This is a genomic window from Pseudogemmobacter sonorensis (assembly GCF_042762395.1).
Taxonomy (GTDB): domain Bacteria; phylum Pseudomonadota; class Alphaproteobacteria; order Rhodobacterales; family Rhodobacteraceae; genus Pseudogemmobacter; species Pseudogemmobacter sonorensis.
In genome coordinates this window covers 204,603-230,841 of sequence record NZ_JBEFZE010000004.1, presented here as the reverse complement: position 1 = coordinate 230,841, position 26,239 = coordinate 204,603, and the positions used below count along the sequence as shown (strand labels likewise).

Sequence of the window (26,239 nt, the reverse complement as noted above, 5' to 3'; positions counted from 1 at the left end):
CGGCATTCCCGGCACGCGCAAGACCCGCGCCAAGGCCGCCCCCTTGCCCACGGGCGCGGCGGCGCCCGCCCGCCCGGTCGGCGCCGAGAGCCGCGCAGCGGCCCTCGCCGAAGGCGGCACCGCAGCCGTCGCCGATGCGGCCGCCCGCAGCCTTTCGCGTTCGCCCTTCGCCACGCCCCGGCGGGGCAAGCCGCGCTTCCTGGGCCTGATCCTGACCGCGATCCTGCTGCTCTGCCTCGCGCTGGTGGCGGTCTGGTCGTCCCTCTACCTCGCCTCCTCGGGACGGACCGAGGAAGAGACCAGCTTCGCGGCGGCGGGCGATGCCGCGGTGGCCGGGTCCACTCCGGCCGCGGATCCCGCGATCGAGGACGAGATGCTGGCCGATGCGCAGGATCCGGCCGACTTCGCGCAACCGGACGCGCCCCCCGCCGATCCGCCCCTCGACACCGCGCTGGCCGAGACCGCCCCGGCCACCGATGCACCCGTCACCGATTCCGAAACCGCGCCCGAGGCCACCACAGCCCTCGCACCCGAGGATGCCTATGTCCTCTCCACCGCCGATGCGCCGCCGCCGGCCCTCGGCTCGGCCATGCTGCCCGAACCTTCCGCCACGGCCGAGGCCTCGCCCGACAATCCGATGCCGCCGCCGCCTTATGGCATGGTCTATGCCTTCGACGACGACGGGCTGATCGTGCCCACGCCCGCGGGCATCCCCAGCCCCGACGGCTATATGATCTACGCAGGCGCGCCGCCGCTTGTGCCGCCCACGCGCAGCCCGGTCGCCGAAGCCGCCGCCGAGGCCGCCCGCCTGGCGGAAGCCGAGGCCGAAGCCGCCGAGGCGGAGGCCCGGGCCGCCGAGGAAGCAGCGGCCGCAGCCGAGACCAGCGCACCCGCACAACTGGTCGAGGCCCTGCCGCTCTCCCCGCCCTCGGACGAACCCGCGACCCATCCCGCCGAACAGCCCGATCCCGAACTGGCCGCCTTCCGCCCGCGCCCGCGCCCGGACAGCCTTGCCGTCCCACAAGCTGCGCCCGCTGCCGCGACGCCCGGCGAGGACGATGACGCGCTGCTCGCCCCCGCCGCCCCGCCCGCCGATGGCGAGGCGGTGGTGCAATTCGCCAGCCTGGTGCCGCCGCCGCGCCCTGCGCACCTCGAAACCGCTGCCGCCGCATCCCCCGCCGCCGAATCCCTCGCCGTCGGGGTCGCCGCCGCGCGCAACGAGACCGCCGCCGCCTCCCTGGTCGCACCCCAGGCCGAAACCGCCCTCGCGGCCGAGGAGGCCGCCAATCCGGCCCTCCTGGCCATATCGCTGCGCCCGGCCCAGAAGCCGAAGGATTTCTCGCGCGCGGTCGAAGCCGCCGTGGCCGCCGCCATCCGCGCGCCCGAACCCGCCCCCGCCGCCGCCCCGCCCGCCGCCAGAACGGCCGCCGCCAAGGCGCCGGAGATCAAGCCCGAGGAACAGGACGAGATCGACGAGCCCGAAGTGGCCGCCACCCCCGCCCCCAAGATCCCGACCAAGGCGAGCGTGGCCAAACAGGCGACCTTCACCAAGGCGATCAACCTATCGCGGATGAACCTGATCGGCGTCTACGGCACCCAGTCGAACCGCTATGCGCTGGTGCGGCTGGCCAATGGCAAATACCAGAAGGTCAAGATCGGCGACCGCCTCGACGGCGGACGCGTCGAGGCGATCACCCAAAGCGAATTGCGCTACAAGAAAGGCAGCAAGCTGATCGCCCTGCCGATGCCCAAGGGCTAAGCTTCGGTCCCGGCCGCCCCAATCTCTCCAAGCGGGCAGCCCACCGCAACGACCTCACCGCCAAAAGCACTCCGGCAATAGCCGAAGGCGTTTAAGAACCCAATCAAGCATGCTCTGGCGCAGAAAGCCTTCCCTCCCGGGCATCGAGAAAAGAATTCACCCTCGAAAAGACCGCCAAGAACCGCCTCCTGAAGAAGATCTCCCCTAAGCTCCCGGAACCGGCGTCCCACACCGCCCCTCTCCGCCGAACCCGCCCTTCCCCTTTCTTCTTTGCAAAAATATCCCGGGGGTGAGGCCCGGCACGGGCCGAGGGGGCAGCGCCCCCTCCTCGCCCCACCCTACGCACATCGCCCCTGCGCCGCCCCCTCTGGCCTTTGGCCGCATCTGAGGCTATCCCCACACGGACGAACCCCTCGGACTCACACGCCGGGCCCCCGCCGGGCCCCCAGCCCCGGACCCGACCATGTCTGAAACGCGCACCGACTATTCCGACGCCGTCTCCTCGATCGAAGAGATCATCGAGGACGCCCGCAACGGCCGCATGTTCATCCTCGTCGATCACGAGGACCGCGAGAATGAAGGCGATCTGGTCATCCCCGCCCAGATGTGCACGCCCTCGGCGATCAATTTCATGGCCACCTACGGCCGCGGGCTGATCTGCCTCGCGCTGCCGGGGCAAAGGATCGACGCGCTCGGCCTCACGCTGATGAGCACCAAGAACTCCTCGCGCCACGAGACCGCCTTCACCATCTCGATCGAGGCGCGCGAGGGCGTCTCGACCGGGATCTCGGCCGCCGACCGCGCCCTGACCGTCTCGACCGCCATCGACCCGACCAAGGGCGCGGCCGATATCGCCACCCCCGGCCATGTCTTCCCGCTGCGCGCCCGCGACGGCGGCGTCCTCGTGCGCGCGGGCCATACCGAGGCGGCGGTGGATGTCAGCCGCCTCGCGGGACTGAACCCCTCGGGCGTGATCTGCGAGATCATGAACGAGGACGGCACCATGGCGCGCCTGCCCGACCTGATCGCCTTCGCGCAAAAGCACGGGCTGAAGATCGGCACGATCTCTGACCTGATCGCCTATCGCCGCCGCCACGACAATCTGGTGAACGAAAAGGACGTGCGCGCCGTCAGCTCGGAACATGGCGGCGACTGGCTGATGCGGATCTATACCGACGAGACGCAGGGCGCCGAACATGTCGTGCTGACCAAGGGCGACCTGACCGGGCCGGGCCCGGTTCTGGTGCGGGTCCATGCGCTGAACCCGCTTGAGGACGTGCTGGGCATCGGCACTCATGGCGCGCTTCCCTCCGCGATGCGGCTGATCGCCGAAGAGGGCCGCGGCGTCGTCGTCCTGTTGCGCGACACCACGATGAAGCTGGTCACGGCGGGCGAGCATTCGCCCCAGACCCTGCGGCAATACGGGCTGGGGGCGCAGATCCTGTCGAAGCTCGGCCTGTCGCAGATCACCCTTCTCACCAATTCGCAGGCGCCCAGGGTCATCGGCCTCGACGCCTACGGCCTGACCATCGCGGGCACCCGCCCCCTGACCGAGTGACCCCCATGGCATCGAACATCCCCCATTACAGCCCGCCGCTGCCCGCATTCGACAAGCCGGTGAAGCTGTTGATCGTCGTCGCCCCCTATTATCGCGACATCGCCGACCATCTGATCCAGGGCGCCCGCGCCACCGCCGAGAAGGCGGGGGCCCAGGTCGAGATGGTCGAGGTGCCCGGCGCGCTGGAAATCCCCACCGCCATCGGCATCGCGCAGCGCATGGGCGATTACGATGGCTTCGTCGCGCTCGGCTGCGTGATCCGGGGCGAGACCACCCATTACGAGACCGTCTGCAACGACAGTTCGCGCGCGCTCTCGCTCCTGGGGCTTCAGGGCGTCTGCATCGGCAACGGCATCCTCACGGTCGAGAACCACGCCCAGGCCGCGGTCCGCGCCGATCCCGCCGATCAGGACAAGGGCGGCGGCGCGGCGGCGGCGGCGCTGCATCTGGTCGCGCTCGGCCGCAAATGGTCGGGCCAGACCAAGGGGATCGGGTTCCGCGCATGACCTCGCCCTCCAGCAGACGCCAGATGAAATCGGCCGCGAGGCTCTATGCCGTCCAGGCGCTTTTCCAGATGGAAAGCTCGGGCCAGACCGTCAAGGCCGTCACCCGCGAATTCGAGAACCACCGCCTGGGCGCCACCTATGACGATGTGGAATTCGCCGAGGCCGATATCGACCATTTCCGCGCCGTGGTGGAACATGCGGTCAACCTTCAGGCCCCGATCGACCAGTTGACCGACCGCGCCCTGGTCGCGAAATGGCCGATCGGGCGTATCGACCCGGTGCTGCGCGCGCTGTTCCGTGCCGCCGGGGCCGAGATCACCCGGATGGACACGCCGCCCAAGGTGGTGATCACCGAATATGTCGATGTGGCGCGCGCCTTCTTTCCCGAGGGGCGCGAGGCCTCTTTCGTGAATGCCGTGCTCGACCATCTCGCGCGCGAGGCCAAGCCCGAGGCGTTCTGATGCGTCATAATGGCATCGAATCGCTTGCAAGGAACTTCCGCCATGACTCGTCTTTCCCCTGCCGCACTGATCGCCGCGCTTTTGACCTTCGCCCTTCAGGTTCCCGGGACCGCCATGGCCGATGACCGCATCGCCAGCGGCGAATGGCAGCTTCTGGCCATCGACGGCGTGCCGGTCCGGGCCGAGGCGACTTTCGCGCTGGAACCCGAGGGCCGGGTCAGCGGGCGCGCGGCCTGCAACCGCTATTTCGGCACCAACGGGGCCGAACTGCCGCGACTGTCCCTCGGCGCCCTCGGCTCGACCCGGATGTTCTGCGACGACCAGGCCGAGGAGGATGCCTATCTGACCGCGCTTTCGGCGATGGAGGTGGCCGAGATCCGCGAGGGCCATCTGATCATGGCCGGAGGGGACAGGGTGCTGGAATTCGTCCGCGACCGCGGCGAAAAGGGCCTGGTCTGCCAGACCTGCGACTGAGGCGGCTCACCCCCGCTCCAACGCCGCGCCGAACAGCCCGTCGGCGTGGTCAAGGAAACGCCCCCGGGCCTCGGGCCGCTCCATCAGCACCTCATGGCGGGCGTCGGGAAAGATCTCCAACTGCGCCTGCCGCCAATCGGCCAGGCGGCGATGCACCGGCCGGGGCAGCACGATCCGCTCCCGGGTGCCAAGCGCGACCAGCGCGGGCACGCCCGGCGCAGGGGCGGCCATCAGGGCGCGGGTCTCGCGCATCGCGGCGCGGACCCAGGCCAGCGACGGGCCGCCCAGGCCGAACGCCTCGACCTCGGCAGCGTGACGGCGCATGTAATCCCACATCGCCGGATCGCCGGTCAGGTGATTGCCGTCGAACCCCGCAAGGCGCAGATAGCTGATGCCCGAGGTGGTCGGCGCGTAATCCAGATCGCGGCGCAGCTTCAACGGGATCCGCGACAGCACCTGCGCGGCGGGCAGCCGCCACAGCGGCATTCGGATCCCCCACATCGGCGCCGAAAACGCCGCCGCGCGAAAGCCGAGGCCCCGGTGCAGCGCCCGCAGCCCGATGGCACCGCCCATGGAATGGGCCGGCATCAGCCGCGCGGTGCCCGGGGCCTCAACCTCCAGCCAGCCGAGCGCCGCGTCCAGGTCCCGCTGATATTCGGCGAAATCCGCGACATGGCCCAGCATCGGATCGGCCAGCGCCCGGTCGGCCAGCCCCTGTCCGCGCCAGTCGAGCGTCAGGACCGACCATCCCCGCGCCACCAGTTCGCGCGCGGCACGGCCGTATTTCTCGATATATTCGGTGCGGCCGGGCAAAAGCACGACCACCCCCCGCGCGCCCGGCGCGGGCCAGAGCGCGGCACGGATCCGCACCCCGTCCGCCGCGCGCAGCCAGACGGCCCGCCCGCCGGGCGGCCCCTCGGCCAGGCGGTCGTGCAGGGGCGCCGCGCCCGCGCGCATTGCCGCAGGCCCCGGAGGCCTCAGGACAGCGCCGCGCCCAGCTTCATCGCCAGCCCCATCGAGCCGTCGACCTTCAGCTTGCCGGTCATGAAGGCGGTGGTCGGGTTCACATCGCCTTCGAGGATGCCCTGGAACACCTCGGCGCTGGCGGTCAGCGTCACATCCGCCTCTTCATCGCCCGCCCTGACGCCCGAGGCATCAAGCATGATCGCCCCCTCGCCGGTGATGACGAATTTCGCCACGCCGTCGAAACCGCCCTCCAGCTTCACCGCCAGCTTCTCGACGGCCTTGTCCACGATCTCGCTCATTCCGCACGTCTCCCTTTCGTGACCTTTCCCGCGCTGGCATTCTGCCGCCGATGCGCTACGATGGTGTTTATGAAAGCCCGGGTCCCGTTTCACAATCATGTCGTTGCGGCACTTCTTGCGCTGCATTTCGCCGCCACGCCCGCGCTGGCGCAGGATAAGGCCAAGCTCGACGGCCTGTTCGAGCGGCTCCAGGCCGCGCAGGACGCGGGCGAGGCCGGGCGTATCGAATCGGAGATCCTCATCGAATGGTCGAAATCGGGCTCGGCCGCGATGGATCTATTATATCAGCGCGGCACCGATGCGCTGGCCCTTGGCAATGGCGCGGCGGCGGTCGAGCATCTGACCGCCGTGATCGACCATGCCCCCGATTTCGCCGCCGCCTATGACGCCCGCGCCGCCGCCTATTACGTCACCGGCGACATCGGCCCGGCGCTGGCCGATCTGGCCCATGTCCTGACGGTGGAGCCGCGGCATTTCGCCGCCCTCGCCGGGCTTGGGGCGATTCTGGAAGAGACCGGCCAGAAGGAAAAGGCCCTCGCCGCCTATCGCATGGCAGCCGAAATCCACCCCCATCTGGCCGATGTGAAGGCCGTGATCGGGCGTCTGGCCGCGGAACTCGAGGGGCGGGACCTGTAGCCCATGGATGCGCCCGCCCGCGAGGGCCATCGCGTGACGGCGGTCCTGGGGCCGACGAACACCGGCAAGACCCATCACGCCATCGAGCGGATGCTGACCCATCGCACCGGGGTCATCGGCCTGCCGCTGCGGCTTCTGGCGCGCGAGGTCTACGACCGCGTGGTCGCCCGCGCCGGGCCCAGCCGGGTGGCGCTGGTCACCGGCGAAGAGCGCATCGTGCCCGAGCGCGCGCAATACTGGGTCGCCACCACCGAGGCGATGCCCCAGAACATCCTGGCGGATTTCGTCTGCGTGGACGAGATCCAGCTCGCCTCGGACCCCGAGCGCGGCCATGTCTTCACCGACCGGCTTCTGCATGCGCGCGGGCTGAACGAGACGCTGTTCCTGGGATCGGACACGATGCGCGGTGCCATCGCCGGGCTGGTGTCGAACCTGACCTATACCCGCCGCGACCGATTTTCGGTTTTGCGCTGGTCAGGTTCGAAAAAGATAAGCCGCATGCCAGAACGCAGCGCAATTGTCGGCTTTTCCGTTGAAAATGTATATGCCATCGCCGAACTGATCCGCCGCCAGAAAGGCGGCTGCGCGGTGGTGATGGGCGCGCTTTCCCCCCGCACACGCAATGCCCAGGTCGAGCTTTACCAGAACGGCGACGTCGACTACCTGGTCGCCACCGACGCGATCGGCATGGGGCTGAACCTCGACATCAAGCATGTCGCCTTCTCGGCCACCGCGAAATTCGACGGGCGGCGGATGCGCGCGCTCCTGCCGCAGGAGATCGGCCAGATCGCGGGCCGCGCCGGCCGCCATACCGAGGACGGCACCTTCGGCGTCACCGGCGAGGCGCGGCCGTTTTCCAGCGAATTGATCGACCAGATCGAGGCGCATAAATTCGCCCCGGTGAAAAAGCTGATGTGGCGCAATTCGGACCTGGATTTCGGCAGCGCCGAACATCTGATCCGGTCGCTGGAGCGGCCCACCTTCGACGAATGGCTGTCGCGGGCGCGCGACGCCGACGACGTGGTGGCGCTGAAGACGCTTTCGGCGATGCCCGAGGTGCGCGAGAAGCTGACCGACCCCAAGCGCGTGCGGCTTTTGTGGGACGTCTGCCGCATCCCCGATTTCCGCAATGCCTCGGAAAGCGACCACGCCCATCTGCTGTCGCGCATCTTCGGCTTTCTGGTCGGGCGCGGCATCGGCGGCGGGCGGATCCCCTCGGACTGGCTGGCGACGGCGATTCGGCGCATCGACCGCACCGACGGCGACATCGACGCGCTGTCGAAGCGCCTGGCCTATATCCGCACCTGGACCTATGTCGCGCAGCGCAGAAACTGGGTCGATGACGAATCCCATTGGCGCGGCGAGACCCGCGCTGTAGAAGACCGCCTGTCAGATGCGCTGCACCAGCGTCTCACGCAACGATTTGTCGACCGGCGCACCTCTGTTCTGCTGCGCCGGTTGAAACAGAAGGAGGACCTCGTGGCCGAGGTGAACGACAAGGGCGAAGTGACCGTCGAGGGTCAGTTCACCGGCAGACTCGAGGGGTTCCGCTTCCAGCAGGACGCCAGCGCCTCCAGCGACGAGGGCAAGACCCTGCGCCAGGCCGCCATCGCCGCGCTGCGGCCGGAATTCTCGCTGCGCGCGGACCGGTTCTACAACGCGCCCGACACCGAGATGGACTATACCGAGCAAGGCGGCCTGATGTGGGGCAGCCATGCGGTGGGCAAGCTGGTGAAGGGCGCCGATCCGCTGCGCCCCTCGGTCGAGCCCTTCGTCGACGACGAGGCGGGCGCCGATGTCGCCGAGAAGGTGCGCCGCCGCCTGCAGCATTTCATCGACCGCAAGGTCGCCGCGCTTTACGAGCCGCTGCTGGCCATGGGCCGGGACGAAACCCTGACCGGCCTTGCGCGCGGCTTCGCCTTCCGGCTGACCGAGGCGCTCGGCCTGCTGGCGCGCGAGGGCGTGGCGGCCGAGGTCAAGGAGCTGGACCAGGAGGCGCGCGGCCAGTTGCGCAAGCATGGCGTGCGCTTCGGCCAATACACCGTCTTCCTGCCCGCGCTTCTGAAACCCGCGCCGACCCGGCTGCGGCTGGTGCTGTGGTCGCTCTGGACCGGGCTGTCGGAATTTCCCGAAAGCCCTCCGCCGGGCCTTGTCACCATCCCCAATATCACCGAGGTGCCGAAAGAGCATTATCTGCTCTCGGGCTACCGCCCGGCGGGCCCGCGCGCGATCCGCATCGACATGCTGGAACGGCTGGCCGACATCCTGCGCCAGAAGGACAGCCGCGCCGGGTTCGAGGCCACGCCCGACATGCTCTCGATCACCGGGATGACGCTGGATCAGTTCGCCGAACTGATGGCGGGCCTGGGCTATCGCGGCGAAAAGGCCGAGCGGCCCAAGGTCAAGGCCAATCCCCAGGCCGAAGCGGCGGCGGCGGAAGCCGCCCGCGCCGAGGCCAGCCGCGCCGCGATCGAGGCCGCCGTGGCGGCGGGCCAGCCGGTCCCCGAAGGGGTCTCGCTGCTGGCGCCGCTGCCTGAGGCCCCGGTCGAGGCCCCGGTCGAGGCCGTCACGCCCGCAGAGGTGCCGGTAGAGACACCTGCGGAAACCGAAATGGCGCCCGAGGCCGAGGCCGCCGGGGAGGCCGCCACGGATGCCATCGCCGAACCGGCCGCAGACAGCCCGCCCGAGAGCGAAGGCGCCGCCGCCCCGGTCGAGATGGAGGCCTATTACACCTTCACCTGGGCGCCCCGGCCGCGCTTCCAGCGCCCCGAGCGCGGCCCGCGCGAGAACAACCGCCGTCCCGAGGGCCAGCGCCCCGAAGGCCAGCGTCGCGAGCGTTCGCAGGGCGGCAAGCCCCATGGCGCAAGACAGGGCGACGCCGCCCAGGGCGAGGCCCCTCAGGGCGAGCGTCCGCAGGGCGAACGGCCCCAGCGGCAGGACGGCGGGCGCAAGGAGTTCGGCGGCAAGCCGAAGGGCAAGGGCAAGCCCCGCCATGATCGCGGCCAGGACCAGGCTCCGCGCAATTTCGAGGCCCGCCCACCCCGGAAGGATCGCCCGATCGACCCCGACAATCCCTTCGCGGCGCTGCTCGCGCTCAAGGGCAAGGTCTGATCCTTGGCCAAGACCGGCGGCGGACGACCGGCCCGGGCGCAGGCACCTGCCGCCGAAGCCTCCCTGCCCCGGATCCGCATCGACAAATGGCTGTGGCAGGCGCGATTCTTCAAATCGCGCGGCCTGGCCGCCGAACTGGTCCAGGGCGGCCATCTGCGCATCAACGGCACCCCGGTCTCGCGCCCCTCGCGCGAGGTGGGGCTGGGCGATGTCCTGACCTTCCCGCAGGGAAGAAATATCCGCCTGATCCGCATCGTCGGAACGGGCGTCCGCCGTGGCCCGGCAACCGAGGCACAGACGCTCTTTATTGACCTCGACGCCCCGCCAGTGCCGCCTCCGCCGCTTGAATGATCCGCGCCCCTGCACTAGTTGGACCAGCGAAGAAGCCAGTCAGACCGCTACCGGGATCCCCCCAATGACCTATGTCGTCACCGACAACTGCATCGCCTGCAAATACACAGATTGCGTCGAAGTCTGCCCGGTGGACTGCTTCTACGAGGGCGAGAACACCCTGGTCATCCATCCCGACGAATGCATCGACTGCGGCGTCTGCGAGCCCGAATGCCCCGCCGATGCCATCCGCCCCGACACCGAGCCGGACATGGAGGAATGGGTCGCCTTCAACCGCAAATATGCCGAGATCTGGCCCGTGATCACCGAAAAGCGCGATCCGCTGCCCGGCTATGAAGAGCGCGACGGCGAGACCGGCAAGCTTGAGAAATACTTCTCGCCCAATCCCGGCGAGGGGAGCTGAGCCCCTGTTCGCGCGCGAAGGCGGCGCCCGGCCCGGTCGCGGGCGGCCCCGGGTCGCGTGAACGGGCCCGGAAACGGCGGCCCGAGTCGCGTCGAAAGGGTTCACGATTCGCCTACACGGCGTTTCCTGAATTGCATGCCACGGAAAAATCCTTTCATTCCGGGCGCCTGACCAACAACTGCCTGCTGTGGCGGCAGTTGGAATCAGGGCTTTTTTATGTTATGGTGCATTTGCAAACAAACATGGACGCCTGATCCCTGCCTCAGTGCTGCTCGCCTGGGACAGTATTTCTTGTGACAACAAGGACGCTCTCGCCGAAAGCTGGCCTTTCGGGGGGTCTCTGGTTGTCTTGAAAGCGGCGCCGACCGAGGAAAGACTGAATGACCAAGTCGAAGAAGCCCGAGTTCCGCCCCAACGAATTCGTCGTCTATCCCGCCCATGGTGTCGGCCGTATCATTTCCATCGAGGAACAGGAAGTCGTCGGCTTCAAGCTGGAGCTTTTCGTCATCACCTTCGAGAAGGACAAGATGACCCTGCGCGTCCCCACCCACAAGGCCGCCGAAAGCGGGCTGCGCGCGCTGTCGGCGCCCGATGTGGTCACCAAGGCGCTGGAAACCCTGCGCGGCAAGGCCAAGGTCAAGCGGGCGATGTGGTCGCGCCGCGCGCAGGAATATGAACAGAAGATCAATTCGGGCGATCTGATGGCGATTGCCGAGGTGGTGCGCGACCTGCACCGCACCGACGACCAGCGCGAGCAGAGCTATTCCGAGCGTCAGCTTTACGAACAGGCGCTGGAACGCCTGACCCGCGAGGTCGCCGCCGTCTCGGGCGTCGACGAGCTCGGCGCGCAGAAGAAGGTGGATGAGGTCCTGCTGTCGCGCGCGGCCTGATCCCCGCCGCGACGGCAACAGCGGCAAGAACGGTTGACGGCGGCCCCCTGCGGGCCGCCGTTTGCGTTCCGGGCCGGGGGATCCGGGGCGATACCGATCCGCTTGCCGCCATGCCGACCGGAACCTGCCTCGCGCTGATTTCCCCTCGGCCCGCATTGCGCGAAATTCCGCCAAGGTGACCCAGAGTGACCCAGAGGGCTTCCATGCCCTCCTGGCCCGTCACCCGCTCCGATCGCGCAGATCCTGCTGCTTTCGCACCCAGCACCAGAATGGATCTTCCGAGTCCTCGGCGTTCCAATCGGGAATGTCGCCCAGGATCTGTGAGGCCGCCTCCGGGATGGCGACCCCGAAACGTGCCACCAGCCAGCCGCGATAGGCCTGGTTCAAACCGGCCCGGCCCGGCGGCGCGGTGGGCGCCTCCAGGCCGTCGCTGCTGATCTCAGAATATCCGATGGCGAGGAGACGGAGAAAGTCGAGCGGCGTCCGGCCAAGCAGACAGACAAGCCCTTCCGAGCCCAGATGGACGATATGCTGGCCGCCGCCGTCATCAAGCCAGAAGGCGGCGTGCGAGCCGTCGCCCCCGGTGCGGGCGAAAGGAACCAGCCTGTCCCCGATATCCGGGACCATCTCGCCGAACCAGGCCATACCATGGTCCCGGGCCTGTTCGCGGGTGGCGACCCGGAAGAGGATCGCCGTGACACGCTCCGACTGCACGTCGTCTTCCGCTCCAAGCAGGCCCAGGCTGTCGCCGGGATAGGCGGCGCTTGGCATCAGAAAGCCATTCTCCTCCATCCAGTCGAACAATGCGCGGAACTCCGGCGGAAATGCCATGCCCGGCGGCAATCGATCGGCCATCTGCTGCGCATATTCCATGAGTATCCTGGCCTGTCGGAATCCATTTCCAGCCATCCTAGGCCACCGCCGCGTGCTGTAGAAGGGGCCTCTGCCGCGCGCCACCTTGCCTGTCGGGCGAAGCCGTGCCACTCTGGCCCCCGGACAGCGGCGACCGCCACCGTCCCGATATGGAGACTAGATGTCAGAGCTTGTGTGACAAGGCTCTCCGATCCCCGGAGAGCCGCGTGAACCCAAAGCCGCCGGGCGCAGCCGCGCCCTGGTGATTTTTCACGTCTGCACAAGAGACTTCCATGAACATTTCACGCGACGAGCAACGTGCGCTGCACGTTCTGGCGCTCGGCGGCCGCATCCTGCATGAGCGGGAGGGCGGCGCCAGGATCTCCTCGGTCACATGCGTCACACGAGACGGCATGATCCTTGCCGGTTTCGACATGACGACCTTCCAGAAACTGCGGCGCAAGCGCCTGATCGAATCCCGGGCGGGCGGGCCCTATCGCATCTCCAGGCGCGGCCGGATCTCGGTCCGCGCGCAACTCGACAACCAGGGGGCATGACATGCTGATCCGGGATGAGACGGCGAAGGACGTTCCGGCGATCCGCAAGGTGGTGGGCGATGCGCTTCGCCTGCTGGCCCAGTCCACCGGCACCGAGGCCGATATCGTCGACCGGCTGCGGGCGGACGGCGCGCTGATCCTGTCGCTGGTGGCGCAGGACCGGGGCGAGGTGATCGGCTATCTGGCCGCCTCGCCCGCGCGGATCGGCGGGCAAGACGGCTGGGGGCTGATCGGGCCACTTGCGGTCGATCCCGCAAGGCATCGGCAGGGGATCGGCACGGCGCTGATGGAGGGGGCGCTAAGCCGGTTGCGGGCGCGTTGCCGGGGTGCCGCGCTGGTCGGGGATCCGGGCTATTACCGCCGCTTCGGCTTTGGGGTCTTCCCGGGGCTGACGGTGGCGGGCTGCCCGCCCGAGGTGATCCAGGCCCTGCCCTTCGATGGCGCCGCCCCCTGCGGCGAGGTGGCGCATCACCCCGCCTTCGGCCTCGACCAGCCGCGATGATGCCGCCCGGGCCGCAGAAGCGTCACGCCTGCGGCCCGGCTCTCATTCCCATTCGCGCAGCCGCGCCACGTAGCGGGCCATGGTGTCGATCTCGAGGTTCACCAGATCGCCCTCGGCCACGCTGCCCCAGGTGGTGACCTTGCGGGTATGGGGGATGAAATTGATGCCGAATTCGCGGCCATCGACCTCGTTCACCGTCAGCGAGGTGCCGTTCAGCGCGACCGAGCCCTTTTCGGCGATGAGCCGCGCCAGGGCCTCGGGCGCGCGGAAGGTGACGCGCAGGCTGTCCCCTTCGGGGCGGACCCGCACCACCTCGGCCACGCCATCGACATGGCCCGAGACGATATGGCCCCCCAATTCGTCGCCCACCTTCAGCGCGCGCTCAAGGTTGAGCCGCTTGCCCACCGTCCAACCGGCAAGATTGGTCTTCGACACTGTTTCGGCCGAAATCTCGACATCGAACCAGCCGCGCGGCGCCGTGCCCTTGGCGATGACGGTCAGGCAGACCCCCTCGCAGGCGATCGAGGCGCCGATCTCGATCCCGTCGATCTGATAGGCGGTGGCGATGCGGGCGCGCAGGTCGCCCCGGCGCTCAAGCTCCAGAACCTCGCCCATATCCGTCACGATGCCGGTGAACATCCGCAATACCCCTTTGCCGCCTCGCCGATCTATCCCGCCAGCGGGCCGCCAAGGCAAGCCCCGGAACCGCCCTATTTTCGCCCATCTGTTGGATAATCCTTTCTTCTGATAGGCAATGTTGCCGCATGGTGTTCAAGGCCGTTCTGCGCGATCAGTGGAAGGGCCGCCGTAACCCCGGGTGGCGGAAAAGAGCGGGCGGGATGCGGCTTTCGGGTCAGGGCAAGCGGTTCTTGATGTTGCAAGGTCCCCACGGGCCTTTCTTCTCGCGCCTGGGGCGGATGCTGACCCGCGCCGGGGCCGAGGTCTGGCGCGTGGGCTTCAACCGCGGCGACCGCGCCTTCTGGCACGACCGCGCAAGCTTCATCGCCTTTCGCGGCCACCCCGACGACTGGCCCGCCACCTTCGCCCGGATCCTGTCGGAAAAGGCGATCACCGATCTGGTGCTTTACGGCGACACCCGCCCGATCCATGCCCGCGCCATCGCCATCGCGCGCGAGATGGGCGTGACCATCCATGTCTTCGAGGAAGGCTATCTGCGCCCCTATTGGGTCACCTATGAGCGTGGCGGCGCCAATGGCCATTCGCGGCTGATGGAGACCTCGGTCGAAGAGATGCGCACCGCCCTCGCCCGCGCCGACATGGACATGCCCGACGCCCCCGCCCGCTGGGGCGACATGCGCCAGCACATGTTCTGGGGCGCGATCTACCATTGGTTCGTGATGGCCGGGTTCTGGGATTTCCGCAATTTCCGGCCGCATCGGGCGCTGACCGTCCGGCAGGAGTTCCTGCTGTATCTGCGCCGCCTGGTGCTTCTGCCCTTCCACGCGCTGGAGCGCCGGATCGCGACCTGGCGCATCCGCCACGGCGGCTTCCCCTATCACCTCGTGATCCTGCAACTGGAGCACGACGCCAGTTTCCGCGACCATTCGCCCTTCTCGACCATGGCCGAATTCCTGGCCCTGGTGGTCGAGGGCTTTGCCCAGGGCGCCGCGCCCCATCACCACCTGGTCTTCAAGGCCCATCCGCTGGAGGATGGCCGCGTGCCGGTGAAGCGCGAGATCTACCGGCTGGCCCGCCAGTATGGTGTGGCGCATCGGGTGCAATTCGTGCGCGGCGGCAAGCTGGCCGCGCTGTTGAACCACGCCCGCAGCGCCGTCACCGTCAATTCCACCGCCGGACAGCAGGCGCTTTGGCGCGGATTGCCGCTGCGCGCTTTCGGTCGCGCGGTCTATTCCAAGCCCGAATTCGTCTCTTCGCAACCGGCCGAGAGGTTTTTCGCCCATCCGACCCGCCCCGATACCCGCGCCTATCGCGACTATCGCCACTACCTGCTTGAGACCAGCCAGGTGGCCGGTGGCTTCTACTCCTCGCGTGGGCGGCGTGAATTGCTACGACAGGTAGTGGACATGATGCTCTCGGACCAGGACCCCTATGACGCGCTGCTGTCGGGAAGCGCGGCTCCTCGGCAACAGTTGCGCGTCGTGAACTGAGGGCGCCGAAACACGGCGCTTTCATTTTCTCCCGTATTTCCGTATTCTTGCGGGCAAAACTTGAGGCAAATCCGAAAAAGGAGCCCGAGCAGTGAACCGATTGACCAAAGGGGGGGCGCAGGCCCTGACCCTGCTTGCGGTGTTTTCCATCGTTGCCAGTTGCGGTCTGCCGCGCCCCGGCCCGAACAAACGCGAGATCTTCGCGGGTTCGGTGCTGAACCAGGGCGATGCCTTCATCGTCACCGTGAACCCGCGCGTGACCCGGGCGACGGCGGTCCTGCCGTCCTTGGGCTTTTCCGATGCCTTCAAGAATGCGGGCCTGGTCGGATCCGACACACTGGCGCCGGGCGACGTGCTGGGCATCACCATCTTCGAGAACGTCAAGGACGACCCGCTTCTGGGCAATACCGGCCAGCGCGTCTCGGCGCTGGAAGAGGTGCAGGTCGACGGCCAAGGCTATATCTTCATCCCCTATGCCGGCCGGATCAAGGCTGCGGGCCAGACGCCCGAAGGGCTGCGCTCGGCCATCACGCGCAAGCTCGACGCCCAGACCCCCGATCCGCAGGTGACCGTGGCGCGGCTGGCGGGCGATGGCTCGGCGGTGTCGATCTCGGGCTCGGTCACCACGCCCGGCGTCTATCCGATCCAGCGCCCGACCCGCACCCTGGCCGCGATGCTCGCCCAGGCCGGGGGCGTGGCGATCCCGCCCGCCACCGCCATCGTGCGGGTGACGCGCGGCAACCAGACCGGCAAGGTCTGGCTCAAGGACCTGTGGGAAACCCCGGCGCTGGACATCGCGCTGCGACCGGGCGACCAGATCGTCATCGAAGAGGACCAGCGCCGCTTCACCGCGCTTGGCGCCACCGGGGCGCAGGCCCTGGTGCCGTTCCAGAGCGAGACGCTCTCCGCGATCGAGGCAATCGCCACCGTGGGCGGGCTGCAGACCATGGCCGCCGATCCGACCGGCGTCTTCGTCTTCCGCAACGAACCGGCCGAGATCGCCAACCGCGTGCTGGGGCGCAACGACCTGCGCGGCGACCAGAGGCTGGTCTATGTGCTGGACCTGACCGCGCCCACCGGCATGTTCGAAGCGCGCGACTTCCTGATCCGCGACGGCGACACCGTCTATGTGACCGAGGCGCCCTATGTGCAGTGGAACAAGACGCTTTCGGTGCTGACCGGCGGGGTCGGCGCGGCCTCCAGCGTCGATACGCTGGCGGGTGGCGGCTGAGGCCGCCCGAACCGCCCTGGCCCTGGAACCGCCTTGACCGTCGAACGCGATCCGAAACCCGAGGCCGCCGTGGAGATCCCGCGGCGGCTTCGCCATCTCAACCTGTCCTTCCTGCGCGACCGGCGGCTTCGGCGCATCCTGGCGCTGGCCGGGCATGAGTTGCGCTTCGGCCTGCCACGGCCCGGCGAGGGCGTGCTGGTCTGGGGCGCAAGCCCGACGGCCTGGCGCGGCGAACGGGCGGCCGCGCGCACGGGCGCGCCGCTGGTGCGGGTCGAGGACGCCTTCCTGCGCGGCATCGCCCCGGGGCGGATGAGGCGGCGCGGCGACGGGCCGCTCGGTCTCTTGATCGATGCCGAGGGCGTGCATTTCGACCCCGCCCGCCCCTCGCGCCTGGAGCGGATCCTGAGCGAGGATCCCTTGGACAATTCGCACCTTCTGGCCCGCGCAAAGCTGGGAATCGCCAGGATCCGGCATCTGCATTTGTCGAAATACAACATCCACCAGCCAGACTTGTCCCCGCCCGATCCGGGCTATGTCCTGCTGGTCGACCAGACCCGGGGCGATGCCGCGCTGCGCGCCTCGGGCGCCGGACAGGCGCGTTTCGACGAGATGCTGGAGGCCGCGCTCGACCTTCATCCCCATGCACGCATCCTGATCAAGACCCATCCCGAGACCGCGCGCGGCCTGCGTCCCGGCCATTACGGCAGCCGTCACCTGGGCGCGCGGGTTCGGATCTGCGACGCCCCCCACAGCCCCTGGCATCTGCTGGAAGGCGCGATCGCGGTCCATACCATCTCGTCCCAGATGGGGTTCGAGGCGATCCTCGCGGGCCACCGCCCCCATGTCCACGGTCAGCCCTTCTATGCCGGCTGGGGCCTGAGCCACGACCACGCGCCCCCGCCGCGACGCGGGCGCCGCCTGACCCCGGCGCAGCTTTTCGCGGGGGCGATGATCCTTGCGCCGCTGTGGTATGATCCGGCGCGCGACCGGCTGTGCAGCTTCGAGGAGGCGCTCGACCAGCTTGAGGCCGAGGTCCGCGCCTTTCGCCAGGACCGCGCGGGCCATGTCGCCAGCGGCATGCGGCTTTGGAAACGCGGGCGGCTGCAGGCGTTCTTCGGGCGCGAGCGGCGGCTGGTCTTCCAGAACGATCCCGCCCGCGCCACAGCCCTTGCCGGGCGCGAGGGGCGCGGCATCCTGGTCTGGGCGGCGAAGGCGCCGCCCCCGGCGCCCCCGCCCCCTGCACAGCCCGCGCCGCCCCTGCTGCGGGTCGAGGACGGCTTCCTGCGCTCGCGCGGGCTGGGGGCGGAACTGGTGCCGCCGCTCTCGCTGGTGGTGGACGACCTCGGGATCTATTACGATCCCGCCCGCCCCTCGCGGCTGGAGGAGATGATCCTCGCCCCCCTGCCCCCCGGCGGGCACCAACGCGCCGCCGCGCTGCTGGAGCGGCTGACGGCGGGCGGGGTGACGAAATACAACCTTGGCGGCGCGGCGCCCGACCTGCCCCCGCGCGAGGACGGCAGGCCGCGCATCCTCGTCCCCGGCCAGGTCGAGGACGACGCCTCGCTGCGCTGCGGGGCGGGCGCGGTCTCGACCAATCCGGGGCTCTTGCGCGCGGTGCGCGAGGCCAATCCGCAGGCGGTGATCCTGTGGAAACCCCATCCCGATGTCGAGGCGGGGCTGCGTCCGGGCCATGTCCCCGAGGCCGAGGCGCTGCGTTTCGCCGACCGGATCCTGCCCCGTGCCGATCTGGCGCTGCTGCTGGACGCGGTGGACGAGGTCTGGACCATGACCTCGCTGACCGGGTTCGAGGCGCTGCTCCGCGGGCGGCGGGTGACCACTCTGGGCGCGCCCTTCTATGCCGGATGGGGGCTGACGCGGGATCTGGGCCCGGTGCCCGCGCGGCGGTCGCGCCGCCCGGACGGCAGCCTGCAGCCGCGCCCCGACCTCGCGCATCTGGCCCATGCCGCGCTGATCGCCTATCCGCGCTACTGGGATCCGGTCTCGCGCCGCCCCTGCCCGCCCGAACTCGCGCTGGAGCGGCTGGCCGCGGGCGAGATCCCGCACCCCGGCCGCGCCAACCGCTGGCTGTCGCGCCTACAGGGGCGGCTGGCCAGCCACGCCCGGCTGTGGCGCTAGCCGCCAGAAGCGCAGCATCAGGCTCGCCCCCGCCGCGACAAGGCCGATCACCAGCCCCATCCACAGCCCCGCCGGGCCGTATCCGGCCTTGAAGGCGAGAAGATAGCTCGACGGGATGCCGATCAGCCAATAGCTGATGGCGGCGATCCACATCGGCGCGCGGGCGTCCTTGATCCCGCGCAGCAGGCCAAGCGCCATGGCCTGGGTCGCATCGGCAAGCTGGAACAGCGCGGCAAAGCCCAGCAACATGGCGCCCACGGCCAGGATCTGGCCCGCCATCGGGTCCGAGGGGTCGATGAAAAGCGCCACGATCCGCTCGGGCAGCGTCAGGAACAGCGCGATCACCCCCGCCGCGACGCAAAGCGACAGGCCGATCGCCACTTTCGCCGCGTCGCGCAAGGCACGCGCGTCGCCGATGCCGTGATAGCCCGCGATGCGGATCGTCGCCGCGCTGGACAGCCCGACATGGACCATGAAGGTCATCGCCGCCACCTGCAGGGCGATGCCATGGGCGGCAAGCTGCGCCGGGCCGATCCAGCCCATCATGATGGCGCTGGCCTCGAACAGCCCGCCCTCGGCCAGCCCGGTCAGCCCGATGGGCCAGCCCAGCCGGAACACCTCGGCCAGCGCGGGCCGGTCCAGCCGCCAGAAGCGGCGGAACAGCCGATAGGGCCGCAGCGCGGGCAGAAGCCCGGCGTAAAGCCCCAGGACCAGCAGGCTGAACACCTGCACCGAGAAGGTGGTCAGCGCCGCCCCCGCCACCCCCATCTCGGGGAAGCCCGCATTGCCGAAGACGAAAAGCCAGTTCAGCCCGATGTTGATGCCGATCGCGACCAGGGTGACCGCCAGCACGACCTGGGTCCGGCCAAGCGCGGCCAGCCAGCTTTGCAGCACCGCGACCCAAAGCGCGGGGATCATCCCCAGCCCGATGATGCGCAGGTAATCCTGCCCCAGGGCCGCCACCGCCGGATCCTGCTTCAGCCCCAGCAGCACCGCCTCGGAGAACCAGAACACCGGATAGATCGAGAGGCCGAAGATCGTGGACAGCCACAGCCCCATCCGCGCCGCCCGGCGCAATTCGGCATCCTGCCCGGCGGCGCGGGCATGGGCGGCCAGCGGCATCACCGCCTTGGCAAAGCCCGAGCCCAGCACGAAGAGGATGAAGAAGGTCGAAGAGCCGATCACCAGCGCGGCAAGCTCGATCACGCCATACCAGCCCACCATGACGGTATCGACGGTATGGAGCGCGATCTGCGCGAGGCTGGAGCCGACCAGCGGCAGGCCGAGGGCCAGCGTGGCGCGGGCATGGGTGGAATAGGAAATCGGGGAACGGGTCATGATGCCGCCGCTCTATCGCTTGCCCGATTTCGCGGCAAGTGGGGAGAGATGGGCTACGCCCCGTGTCGGCCCGGACCGACAGCGGGGCAGCACCCGACCACGACCGGCCCTCGGCTGGGGGATGCCTCCGCGCAGCCCTGCCAAGACCTTTCGGACGAGCCACCTCCCCCGGGCCCTCCCGGGAGAAGCCTTCCCGGCGAGGCCCTGTCGACAGACCTCCCGGACGCCCGCGGAACGGGAAGCATGCAGGGCGCGCCATTCCGTTGCCGCATCGGGGTAGCCGGAACCGAGCCGACAGAATTCACGCGACCTTCCAAAGCCCGGGCGAGAGGGTCACCCCCCCGGGCCGGACAGAGCGCCAGAGGACGGAGAGGAGAGCCCCGACGGAAGGGGCCAAGCCAAGGGACAACCCCAGGGGCCTTCCAAAGCCCGGGCGAGAGGGTCACCCCCGGGACCGGACAGAGCGCCACAGGACGGAGAGGAGCGCCCCGACGAAATGGACCAGGCCAAGGGATCGCCCCTGCCGCCTGCCAGTCGGGCAAGCGAACCTGCACGAAACCGCCCCCGGGCAGAGAAGGCCTTTCACGACCTGCTACGCCCGGGTTCTGCGCCCGCCGCCCCAGCGTCGCCCGTTCGCCCCCCCCCGGCCCCGCCTCTCCGGCCCGCCTCAGCCGATCCGCACCCCCGGATGCACGGCGGCGTCGAGGATATGGCCCGCGCCCTTCAGCACCTGCGCCGCGCTGCCCACGATCAGCGGATCGGGCAGCCCCACCACCGCCGGATCCTTGCCCGGATAGTCGATCGAGGCCAGGAAATGGCGCATGCAGTTCAGCCGGGCGCGCTTCTTGTCGTTCGACTTCACGATGGTCCAGGGCGCATCGGCGGTGTCGGTGTAGAAGAACATCGCCTCCTTGGCCTCGGTGTAATCGTCCCATTTGTCCAAGGACGCCTTGTCGATGGGCGAGAGCTTCCACATCTTCAGCGGGTCGGTCTCGCGCGCCTTGAAACGCTTGCGCTGCTCTTCCTGGGTGACCGAGAACCAGTATTTGTAGAGCCGGATGCCCGAGCGCGAGAACATCCGCTCCAGCTCCGGCACCTCGCGCATGAATTCCAGATATTCCGAGGGCGAGCAGAAGCCCATCACCCGCTCCACCCCGGCGCGGTTATACCATGAGCGGTCGAAGAACACGATCTCGCCCGCCGTCGGCAGGTGCTGGATATAGCGCTGGAAGAACCATTCGCCCTTTTCCTTTTCCGAGGGCTTGGTCAGGGCGACCACCCGGGCGTAGCGGGGATTCAGATGCTCCATGAACCGCTTGATCGTGCCGCCCTTGCCCGCGGCGTCGCGGCCCTCCATGATCAGGACGAATTTCTGGCCGGTCTCCTGCGCCCAGATCTGCACCTTCAGAAGCTCGGCCTGAAGCCGGGCCTTCTCGGCCTCATAGGCGGGGCGAGCCATCAGGCGACCATAGGGATAGCGACCGGTCTCGAACGCCTCGCGGATGGCATCGGCCTCGGCCTTGGGAAAGCGCTGCGGGCCTGTCAGCCCCTCGCCCGCCCCCGCAAGCGGGGCCTGCGGCGGGACGGGGGCCGGGACCTCTCCCCCGGTTGCGGCGCCAGGGGCGGCACCATCTGCGGCTTTCGGGCGGGCGAGATCATCCATCGGGCAACTCCTGACTGGCAACACGGCCGCAATCCTACAGCCCAGATCAGCCTTTGGCCTTGATCCCGGTCAAACCGGCGCGGCGCAGGCGCGGCACACAGTCGCAATCGGAATGGAAATGGCATGAAACCACCGCGCCTGCCCCATATTTCAGCGCGCCATTCCCCCGCGCCCCATGGACGAACCCCCGCGCTTGGGCCAGAAACGGGCGGAAGACCGCCCTGGTCCCGCCCGGATTCGGCCCACGCCCGGATTTCTGGTTTCAGGACCCCGAGGCGGAAATGCCCCCGAAGGAGTTTCGCCGATGATCACCCTTTACGGCGTCTATCGCTCGCGCGCCTCGCGCCCGCTCTGGCTCCTGGCCGAGACCGGCACGCCCTTCACCCATGTCCCGGTGATCCAGGCCTATCGGCTGGGCGGCGGCGCGGCGCCCGAGGGGATGCTGGCCTCCAATGCGCCCGCCTTCCTGCGGGTGAACCCCCAGGGCCAGATCCCGGCCATGCAGGAGGACGGGCTGATCCTGACCGAAAGCCTGGCGATCACCCTGCATATCGCGCGCCGCCACGGCGGGGCGCTCGGGCCCGCGGACGGGGCCGAACTGTCGCTGATGGAGCAATGGGCGCTTTTCGCCGCCACCGCGATCGAGACGCCCGCGCTGGAAATCCAGTATGCGCTTGGCGCGGGCGCGGCCAGCCTGCCCGAAAGCCGCGCCGGGATCGCCCTGAGCGCCGAGAAGCTGCGCCGCCCGCTGGCGCGGCTGGAAACCCATCTCGCCGACCATGGCTGGAGCGTGGGCGGCCGTTTCACCGTGGCCGACATCAACACCGCCGAATGCCTGCGCTATGCCCAGGGCCATGGCGAATTGTTCGAGGCCTTTCCCGCGGTCAAGGCCTGGCTGGCGCGTTGCCAGGCCCGCCCGGCCTTCCAGGAGATGTGGGCGCGGCGCGAGGCCGAACCGGCCTGACCGCCGACCTCGCCTCCGCGCACATATCTGCGCCCGGGACGGAAGATCCCGCAGCCCGCGCACAGTTCCGCCTCTGGTGCCGGGCGGGCGCGATGCCTAGTTTCATGCCAACGGAACCCGTCCGGGCCACAAGATGCCCGCCCGGCCGGAAACGAAAGGCACCGCGATGAAAAAGATCGGCTTTCTGTCGTTCGGCCACTGGTCGAACCAACCCGGCTCGGCGGTCCGCTCGGCCGAGGATGTGCTGTTGCAATCCATCGAGCTTGCGGTCGCGGCCGAGGAACTGGGCGCGGACGGCGCCTATTACCGCGTCCACCATTTCGCCCGGCAATTGTCCTCGCCCTTTCCGCTGCTGGCGGCGGTCGGCGCGCGCACCAGCCGGATCGAGATCGGCACCGGCGTCATCGACATGCGCTACGAGAACCCGTTCTACATGGCCGAGGACGCGGGCGCGGCGGATCTGATCGCGGGGCGGCGGCTGCAACTGGGGATCTCGCGCGGCTCGCCCGAGCAGGTGATCGACGGCTGGCGCCATTTCGGCTATCAGCCCGCCGAGGGCGAGACCGACCAGGACATGGCCAGGAACCACACCCAGGTCTTCCTGCAACTGCTTGAGGGCAAGGGATTCGCCAAGCCGAACCCGCGCCCGATGTTCCCCAATCCGCCCGGGCTTTTGCGACTCGAGCCCCATTCCGAGACGCTGAAAGAGCGGATCTGGTGGGGCGCGGCCTCGGACGCGACGGCGGTCTGGGCGGCGCAGATGGGCATGAACCTGCAAAGCTCGACCCTGAAATGGGACGAGACCGGCGAGCCCTTCCACGTCCAGCAAGCCAAGCAGATCCGCAAATACCGCGAGGCCTGGAAAGAGGCGGGCCACAGCCGCGCGCCCCGCGTCTCGGTCAGCCGCTCGATCTTCGCGATCACCTCGGATCTGGACCGGATGTATTTCGGCTCCTCCCGGCCCGAAAGCGATCAGGTCGGCGTGATCGACGACCAGCGCGCGGTCTTCGGCCGCTCCTACGCGGCCGAGCCCGCGAAGCTGATCAAGGAACTGCGCGAGGACGAGGCGATCGCCGAGGCCGACACCCTGCTTCTGACCATCCCCAACACGCTGGGGGTGGAATACAACGCCCATGTCATCGAAAGCATCCTGAAGGACATCGCCCCCGAACTGGGCTGGCGCTGACACGGCGGGAACGGGCGCGCGGTCCTGCGGCGTCCCGGTGGCCCCCCCCGGGGGGGGGGGACGCGCCCTTCCATGCGCGACATTGCCCCCGGGGCTCCGCCTGAAGAACGGCGGATCGGGTAAGAAAATCGTCGTCTCGGGTGTTGACAGCCGCAAGGGCATTGCCTACCTCTCGCCCCGTTGGCACTCGCCACTGCCGAGTGCTGATCACGACAGAACCTGGATACCCATGGGAGTTTACCAGATGGCTTTCAAACCGCTGCACGACCGCGTTCTGGTCCGCCGCGTCCAATCCGAAGAAAAGACCAAGGGCGGTCTGATCATCCCGGACACCGCCAAGGAAAAGCCCGCCGAGGGCGAGATCGTCTCGGTCGGCGAAGGCGCGCGCAAGGATTCGGGCGAACTGATCGCACCCTCGGTCAAGGCCGGTGACCGGATCCTCTTCGGCAAATGGTCGGGCACCGAGGTCACGATCGACGGCGAAGAGCTTCTGATCATGAAGGAAAGCGACATCCTCGGCATCATCGCCTGATGCGCCGGGGTGGCTCGCCTGGCCGGACCGGCCGGGCGCGGGCCGCGCTTTCTGTCTGAAACCTCTACATCCAAGGAGACAGCAACATGGCTGCCAAGGACGTTAAATTCACCACCGACGCCCGCGACCGCATGCTGGCCGGCGTCAATGTGCTGGCAAATGCCGTCAAGGTGACGCTGGGCCCGAAGGGCCGCAACGTCGTGATCGAAAAGTCGTTCGGTGCCCCCCGCATCACCAAGGACGGCGTTTCGGTCGCCAAGGAGATCGAACTTCAGGACAAGTTCGAGAACATGGGTGCCCAGCTCGTCAAGGAAGTCGCGCAGCGCACCAATGACGAAGCCGGCGACGGCACCACCACCGCCACCGTGCTGGCCCAGGCCATCATCAAGGAAGGCCTGAAATCGGTCGCCGCCGGGCTGAACCCGATGGACCTGAAGCGCGGCATCGACCTGGCCACCGGCAAGGTGATCGAGGCGATCAAGGGTGCCTCGCGCCCGGTCAAGGATTCCGACGAAGTCGCCCAGGTCGGCACCATCTCGGCCAATGGCGAGGCCCAGATCGGCCGTTTCATCGCCGATGCGATGCAGAAGGTCGGCAATGAAGGCGTGATCACCGTCGAAGAGAACAAGGGTCTCGACACCGAAGTCGAGGTCGTCGAGGGCATGCAGTTCGACCGCGGCTATCTCTCGCCCTATTTCGTCACCAATGCCGACAAGATGATCGCCGAGCTGGAAGACGCCTATATCCTGCTCCACGAGAAGAAGCTGTCGTCGCTGCAACCGCTGGTGCCGCTGCTCGAAGCCGTGATCCAGTCGCAAAAGCCGCTGATCATCATCGCAGAGGATGTCGAAGGCGAGGCCCTGGCCACGCTGGTCGTCAACAAGCTGCGCGGCGGCCTGAAGATCGCCGCCGTCAAGGCGCCGGGCTTCGGCGACCGCCGCAAGGCCATGCTGCAGGACATCGCCATCCTGACCGGCGGCCAGGTCGTGTCCGAGGATCTGGGCATCAAGCTTGAGAATGTCGGCATCGACTTCCTCGGCCGCGCCAAGAAGGTCTCGATCAACAAGGACAACACCACCATCGTCGACGGCGCCGGTGACAAGGCCGAGATCGCGGCCCGCGTCGGCCAGATCCGCAACCAGATCGAGGAAACCACCTCGGACTACGACCGCGAAAAGCTGCAAGAGCGCGTGGCCAAACTGGCGGGCGGCGTTGCGGTGATCCGCGTCGGCGGCGCGACCGAAGTCGAAGTGAAAGAGCGCAAGGACCGTGTGGACGACGCGCTGAACGCCACCCGTGCGGCCGTGCAGGAAGGCATCGTCGTCGGCGGCGGCGTGGCGCTCGTGCAGGCCACCAAGTCGATCGAGCACCTGAAGGGCGCCAATGCCGATCAGGACGTCGGCATCGCCATCGTCCGCCGCGCGCTGGAAGCGCCGCTGCGCCAGATCGCCGAGAATTCGGGCGTGGACGGTGCGGTGGTCGCGGGCAAGATCCGCGAATCCGACAGCCTGTCGTTCGGCTTCAACGCCCAGACCGAGGAATACGGCGACCTCTTCGCCTTCGGCGTCATCGACCCGGCGAAAGTGACCCGCACCGCGCTGGAGAACGCCGCCTCGGTGGCCTCGCTGCTGATCACCACCGAAGCCATGATCGCCGACAAGCCGGCGGACAAGGCGGCGGCCCCGGCGATGCCGGGCGGCGGCGGCATGGGCGACATGGGCTTCTGAGCCCGCTC

The 26,239-nt window shown here is 68.7% G+C and carries 24 protein-coding genes and 1 pseudogene; 19 read left to right on the top strand and 6 right to left on the bottom strand.

The window, feature by feature from the left end; genetic code table 11:
• From ABNX41_RS05320 to ABNX41_RS05300, 5 genes and pseudogenes are all read left to right on the top strand, one after another.
• Positions 1 to 1,759, top strand: a pseudogene (locus ABNX41_RS05320) (translation initiation factor 2); the annotation flags it as partial.
• A 463-nt stretch (positions 1,760 to 2,222) separates the two neighbouring features.
• Positions 2,223 to 3,317 carry a 3,4-dihydroxy-2-butanone-4-phosphate synthase gene (gene ribB, locus ABNX41_RS05315; protein ID WP_438668679.1) on the top strand — a complete coding sequence of 365 codons (1,095 nt, stop codon included), beginning with the start codon at positions 2,223 to 2,225 and terminating at the stop codon, positions 3,315 to 3,317.
• A 5-nt stretch (positions 3,318 to 3,322) separates the two neighbouring features.
• Positions 3,323 to 3,823 (top strand): 6,7-dimethyl-8-ribityllumazine synthase, encoded by a 501-nt coding sequence (locus ABNX41_RS05310; RefSeq protein ID WP_438668678.1) that lies wholly within the window; start codon positions 3,323 to 3,325, stop codon positions 3,821 to 3,823.
• A gap of 23 nt (positions 3,824 to 3,846) precedes the next feature.
• On the top strand, positions 3,847 to 4,284 hold the full coding sequence (nusB, locus tag ABNX41_RS05305; RefSeq protein ID WP_438668677.1) for a transcription antitermination factor NusB: 438 nt from the start codon (positions 3,847 to 3,849) through the stop codon (positions 4,282 to 4,284).
• Positions 4,285 to 4,326: 42 nt separating this feature from the next.
• Positions 4,327 to 4,758 (top strand): META domain-containing protein, encoded by a 432-nt coding sequence (locus ABNX41_RS05300; protein WP_438668676.1) that lies wholly within the window; start codon positions 4,327 to 4,329, stop codon positions 4,756 to 4,758.
• 6 nt (positions 4,759 to 4,764) lie between these two features.
• On the opposite strand, the gene ABNX41_RS05295 is transcribed toward ABNX41_RS05300, so the two are convergent.
• Positions 4,765 to 5,715: an alpha/beta fold hydrolase gene (locus ABNX41_RS05295; protein ID WP_438668675.1), complete on the bottom strand. Its 951-nt coding sequence runs from the start codon at positions 5,713 to 5,715 to the stop codon at positions 4,765 to 4,767.
• Positions 5,716 to 5,735: 20 nt separating this feature from the next.
• Entirely contained in the window at positions 5,736 to 6,023 is a 288-nt protein-coding gene (locus ABNX41_RS05290) for an SCP2 sterol-binding domain-containing protein (protein WP_438668674.1), read from the bottom strand.
• A gap of 69 nt (positions 6,024 to 6,092) precedes the next feature.
• Here ABNX41_RS05290 and ABNX41_RS05285 point away from each other — a divergent pair, with 69 nt between their 5' ends.
• The 5 genes from ABNX41_RS05285 to ABNX41_RS05265 all read left to right on the top strand — a co-directional run bounded on the left by ABNX41_RS05285 (position 6,093) and on the right by ABNX41_RS05265 (position 11,414).
• Positions 6,093 to 6,659 (top strand): tetratricopeptide repeat protein, encoded by a 567-nt coding sequence (locus ABNX41_RS05285; protein WP_438668673.1) that lies wholly within the window; start codon positions 6,093 to 6,095, stop codon positions 6,657 to 6,659.
• A gap of 3 nt (positions 6,660 to 6,662) precedes the next feature.
• Entirely contained in the window at positions 6,663 to 9,770 is a 3,108-nt protein-coding gene (locus ABNX41_RS05280) for a helicase-related protein (protein ID WP_438668672.1), read from the top strand.
• 3 nt (positions 9,771 to 9,773) lie between these two features.
• Positions 9,774 to 10,121, top strand: coding sequence for an RNA-binding S4 domain-containing protein (locus ABNX41_RS05275; RefSeq protein WP_438668671.1), 348 nt, complete (start codon positions 9,774 to 9,776; stop codon positions 10,119 to 10,121).
• A gap of 64 nt (positions 10,122 to 10,185) precedes the next feature.
• A complete protein-coding gene (gene fdxA, locus ABNX41_RS05270; protein ID WP_438668670.1) occupies positions 10,186 to 10,524 on the top strand; it encodes a ferredoxin FdxA in 339 nt (112 codons plus the stop codon).
• A gap of 380 nt (positions 10,525 to 10,904) precedes the next feature.
• On the top strand, positions 10,905 to 11,414 hold the full coding sequence (locus ABNX41_RS05265; protein WP_438668669.1) for a CarD family transcriptional regulator: 510 nt from the start codon (positions 10,905 to 10,907) through the stop codon (positions 11,412 to 11,414).
• Positions 11,415 to 11,633: 219 nt separating this feature from the next.
• On the opposite strand, the gene ABNX41_RS05260 is transcribed toward ABNX41_RS05265, so the two are convergent.
• Positions 11,634 to 12,245 carry a hypothetical protein gene (locus ABNX41_RS05260; protein WP_438668668.1) on the bottom strand — a complete coding sequence of 204 codons (612 nt, stop codon included), beginning with the start codon at positions 12,243 to 12,245 and terminating at the stop codon, positions 11,634 to 11,636.
• Positions 12,246 to 12,559: 314 nt separating this feature from the next.
• On the opposite strand from ABNX41_RS05260, the gene ABNX41_RS05255 reads away from it, so the two are divergent.
• Together ABNX41_RS05255 and ABNX41_RS05250 are read left to right on the top strand one after the other, a co-directional pair.
• Entirely contained in the window at positions 12,560 to 12,823 is a 264-nt protein-coding gene (locus ABNX41_RS05255; protein WP_438668667.1) for a YjhX family toxin, read from the top strand.
• A 1-nt stretch (position 12,824) separates the two neighbouring features.
• The gene (locus ABNX41_RS05250; RefSeq protein WP_438668666.1) at positions 12,825 to 13,325 is read left to right on the top strand and encodes a GNAT family N-acetyltransferase; all 501 of its coding nucleotides are present in this window, start codon (positions 12,825 to 12,827) and stop codon (positions 13,323 to 13,325) included.
• 42 nt (positions 13,326 to 13,367) lie between these two features.
• Here ABNX41_RS05250 and ABNX41_RS05245 read toward each other — a convergent pair whose 3' ends face one another.
• Positions 13,368 to 13,964, bottom strand: a complete 597-nt coding sequence (locus tag ABNX41_RS05245) for a riboflavin synthase (protein ID WP_438668665.1) — start codon at positions 13,962 to 13,964, stop codon at positions 13,368 to 13,370.
• Positions 13,965 to 14,164: 200 nt separating this feature from the next.
• Here ABNX41_RS05245 and ABNX41_RS05240 point away from each other — a divergent pair, with 200 nt between their 5' ends.
• The 3 genes from ABNX41_RS05240 (at position 14,165) to ABNX41_RS05230 (ending at position 18,821) form a co-directional block, all read left to right on the top strand.
• Positions 14,165 to 15,454, top strand: a complete 1,290-nt coding sequence (locus ABNX41_RS05240) for a capsule polysaccharide biogenesis protein (protein WP_438668664.1) — start codon at positions 14,165 to 14,167, stop codon at positions 15,452 to 15,454.
• 91 nt (positions 15,455 to 15,545) lie between these two features.
• A complete protein-coding gene (locus ABNX41_RS05235; protein ID WP_438668663.1) occupies positions 15,546 to 16,685 on the top strand; it encodes a polysaccharide biosynthesis/export family protein in 1,140 nt (379 codons plus the stop codon).
• Positions 16,686 to 16,718: 33 nt separating this feature from the next.
• Positions 16,719 to 18,821, top strand: a complete 2,103-nt coding sequence (locus ABNX41_RS05230) for a capsule polysaccharide biogenesis protein (RefSeq protein ID WP_438668662.1) — start codon at positions 16,719 to 16,721, stop codon at positions 18,819 to 18,821.
• Here the strand turns inward: ABNX41_RS05230 and ABNX41_RS05225 are convergent.
• Positions 18,780 to 20,159, bottom strand: a complete 1,380-nt coding sequence (locus ABNX41_RS05225) for an MATE family efflux transporter (protein WP_438668661.1) — start codon at positions 20,157 to 20,159, stop codon at positions 18,780 to 18,782. The genes ABNX41_RS05230 and ABNX41_RS05225 overlap by 42 nt on opposite strands.
• Positions 20,160 to 20,826: 667 nt before the next feature.
• Positions 20,827 to 21,822, bottom strand: a complete 996-nt coding sequence (ppk2, locus tag ABNX41_RS05220) for a polyphosphate kinase 2 (protein WP_438668660.1) — start codon at positions 21,820 to 21,822, stop codon at positions 20,827 to 20,829.
• Positions 21,823 to 22,126: 304 nt separating this feature from the next.
• Here ppk2 and ABNX41_RS05215 point away from each other — a divergent pair, with 304 nt between their 5' ends.
• The 4 genes from ABNX41_RS05215 to groL all read left to right on the top strand — a co-directional run bounded on the left by ABNX41_RS05215 (position 22,127) and on the right by groL (position 26,231).
• The gene (locus ABNX41_RS05215; RefSeq protein WP_438668659.1) at positions 22,127 to 22,786 is read left to right on the top strand and encodes a glutathione S-transferase family protein; all 660 of its coding nucleotides are present in this window, start codon (positions 22,127 to 22,129) and stop codon (positions 22,784 to 22,786) included.
• 166 nt (positions 22,787 to 22,952) lie between these two features.
• Positions 22,953 to 23,972: an LLM class flavin-dependent oxidoreductase gene (locus ABNX41_RS05210; RefSeq protein ID WP_438668658.1), complete on the top strand. Its 1,020-nt coding sequence runs from the start codon at positions 22,953 to 22,955 to the stop codon at positions 23,970 to 23,972.
• A 244-nt stretch (positions 23,973 to 24,216) separates the two neighbouring features.
• On the top strand, positions 24,217 to 24,504 hold the full coding sequence (gene groES, locus ABNX41_RS05205; protein ID WP_438668657.1) for a co-chaperone GroES: 288 nt from the start codon (positions 24,217 to 24,219) through the stop codon (positions 24,502 to 24,504).
• Between the two features lie 86 nt (positions 24,505 to 24,590).
• Entirely contained in the window at positions 24,591 to 26,231 is a 1,641-nt protein-coding gene (gene groL / locus ABNX41_RS05200; RefSeq protein WP_438668656.1) for a chaperonin GroEL, read from the top strand.
• Positions 26,232 to 26,239: the final 8 nt, after the last annotated feature.

What these genes read in the sequence shown, in the direction of transcription:
- ABNX41_RS05295 (WP_438668675.1), bottom strand. Translation starts at nt 5,715, where the DNA reads ATGCGCGCGGGCGCGGCGCCCCTGCACGACCGCCTGGCCGAGGGGCCG.
- ABNX41_RS05260 (WP_438668668.1), bottom strand. Translation starts at nt 12,245, where the DNA reads ATGGCATTTCCGCCGGAGTTCCGCGCATTGTTCGACTGGATGGAGGAG.
- groES (WP_438668657.1), top strand. Translation starts at nt 24,217, where the DNA reads ATGGCTTTCAAACCGCTGCACGACCGCGTTCTGGTCCGCCGCGTCCAA.
- ABNX41_RS05310 (WP_438668678.1), top strand. Translation starts at nt 3,323, where the DNA reads ATGGCATCGAACATCCCCCATTACAGCCCGCCGCTGCCCGCATTCGAC.
- nusB (WP_438668677.1), top strand. Translation starts at nt 3,847, where the DNA reads ATGAAATCGGCCGCGAGGCTCTATGCCGTCCAGGCGCTTTTCCAGATG.
- ABNX41_RS05290 (WP_438668674.1), bottom strand. Translation starts at nt 6,023, where the DNA reads ATGAGCGAGATCGTGGACAAGGCCGTCGAGAAGCTGGCGGTGAAGCTG.
- groL (WP_438668656.1), top strand. Translation starts at nt 24,591, where the DNA reads ATGGCTGCCAAGGACGTTAAATTCACCACCGACGCCCGCGACCGCATG.
- ABNX41_RS05225 (WP_438668661.1), bottom strand. Translation starts at nt 20,159, where the DNA reads ATGACCCGTTCCCCGATTTCCTATTCCACCCATGCCCGCGCCACGCTG.
- fdxA (WP_438668670.1), top strand. Translation starts at nt 10,186, where the DNA reads ATGACCTATGTCGTCACCGACAACTGCATCGCCTGCAAATACACAGAT.
- ABNX41_RS05240 (WP_438668664.1), top strand. Translation starts at nt 14,165, where the DNA reads ATGCGGCTTTCGGGTCAGGGCAAGCGGTTCTTGATGTTGCAAGGTCCC.
- ABNX41_RS05250 (WP_438668666.1), top strand. Translation starts at nt 12,825, where the DNA reads ATGCTGATCCGGGATGAGACGGCGAAGGACGTTCCGGCGATCCGCAAG.
- ABNX41_RS05300 (WP_438668676.1), top strand. Translation starts at nt 4,327, where the DNA reads ATGACTCGTCTTTCCCCTGCCGCACTGATCGCCGCGCTTTTGACCTTC.
- ppk2 (WP_438668660.1), bottom strand. Translation starts at nt 21,822, where the DNA reads ATGGATGATCTCGCCCGCCCGAAAGCCGCAGATGGTGCCGCCCCTGGC.
- ABNX41_RS05210 (WP_438668658.1), top strand. Translation starts at nt 22,953, where the DNA reads ATGAAAAAGATCGGCTTTCTGTCGTTCGGCCACTGGTCGAACCAACCC.
- ABNX41_RS05215 (WP_438668659.1), top strand. Translation starts at nt 22,127, where the DNA reads ATGATCACCCTTTACGGCGTCTATCGCTCGCGCGCCTCGCGCCCGCTC.
- ribB (WP_438668679.1), top strand. Translation starts at nt 2,223, where the DNA reads ATGTCTGAAACGCGCACCGACTATTCCGACGCCGTCTCCTCGATCGAA.
- ABNX41_RS05245 (WP_438668665.1), bottom strand. Translation starts at nt 13,964, where the DNA reads ATGTTCACCGGCATCGTGACGGATATGGGCGAGGTTCTGGAGCTTGAG.
- ABNX41_RS05285 (WP_438668673.1), top strand. Translation starts at nt 6,093, where the DNA reads ATGAAAGCCCGGGTCCCGTTTCACAATCATGTCGTTGCGGCACTTCTT.
- ABNX41_RS05280 (WP_438668672.1), top strand. Translation starts at nt 6,663, where the DNA reads ATGGATGCGCCCGCCCGCGAGGGCCATCGCGTGACGGCGGTCCTGGGG.
- ABNX41_RS05255 (WP_438668667.1), top strand. Translation starts at nt 12,560, where the DNA reads ATGAACATTTCACGCGACGAGCAACGTGCGCTGCACGTTCTGGCGCTC.
- ABNX41_RS05265 (WP_438668669.1), top strand. Translation starts at nt 10,905, where the DNA reads ATGACCAAGTCGAAGAAGCCCGAGTTCCGCCCCAACGAATTCGTCGTC.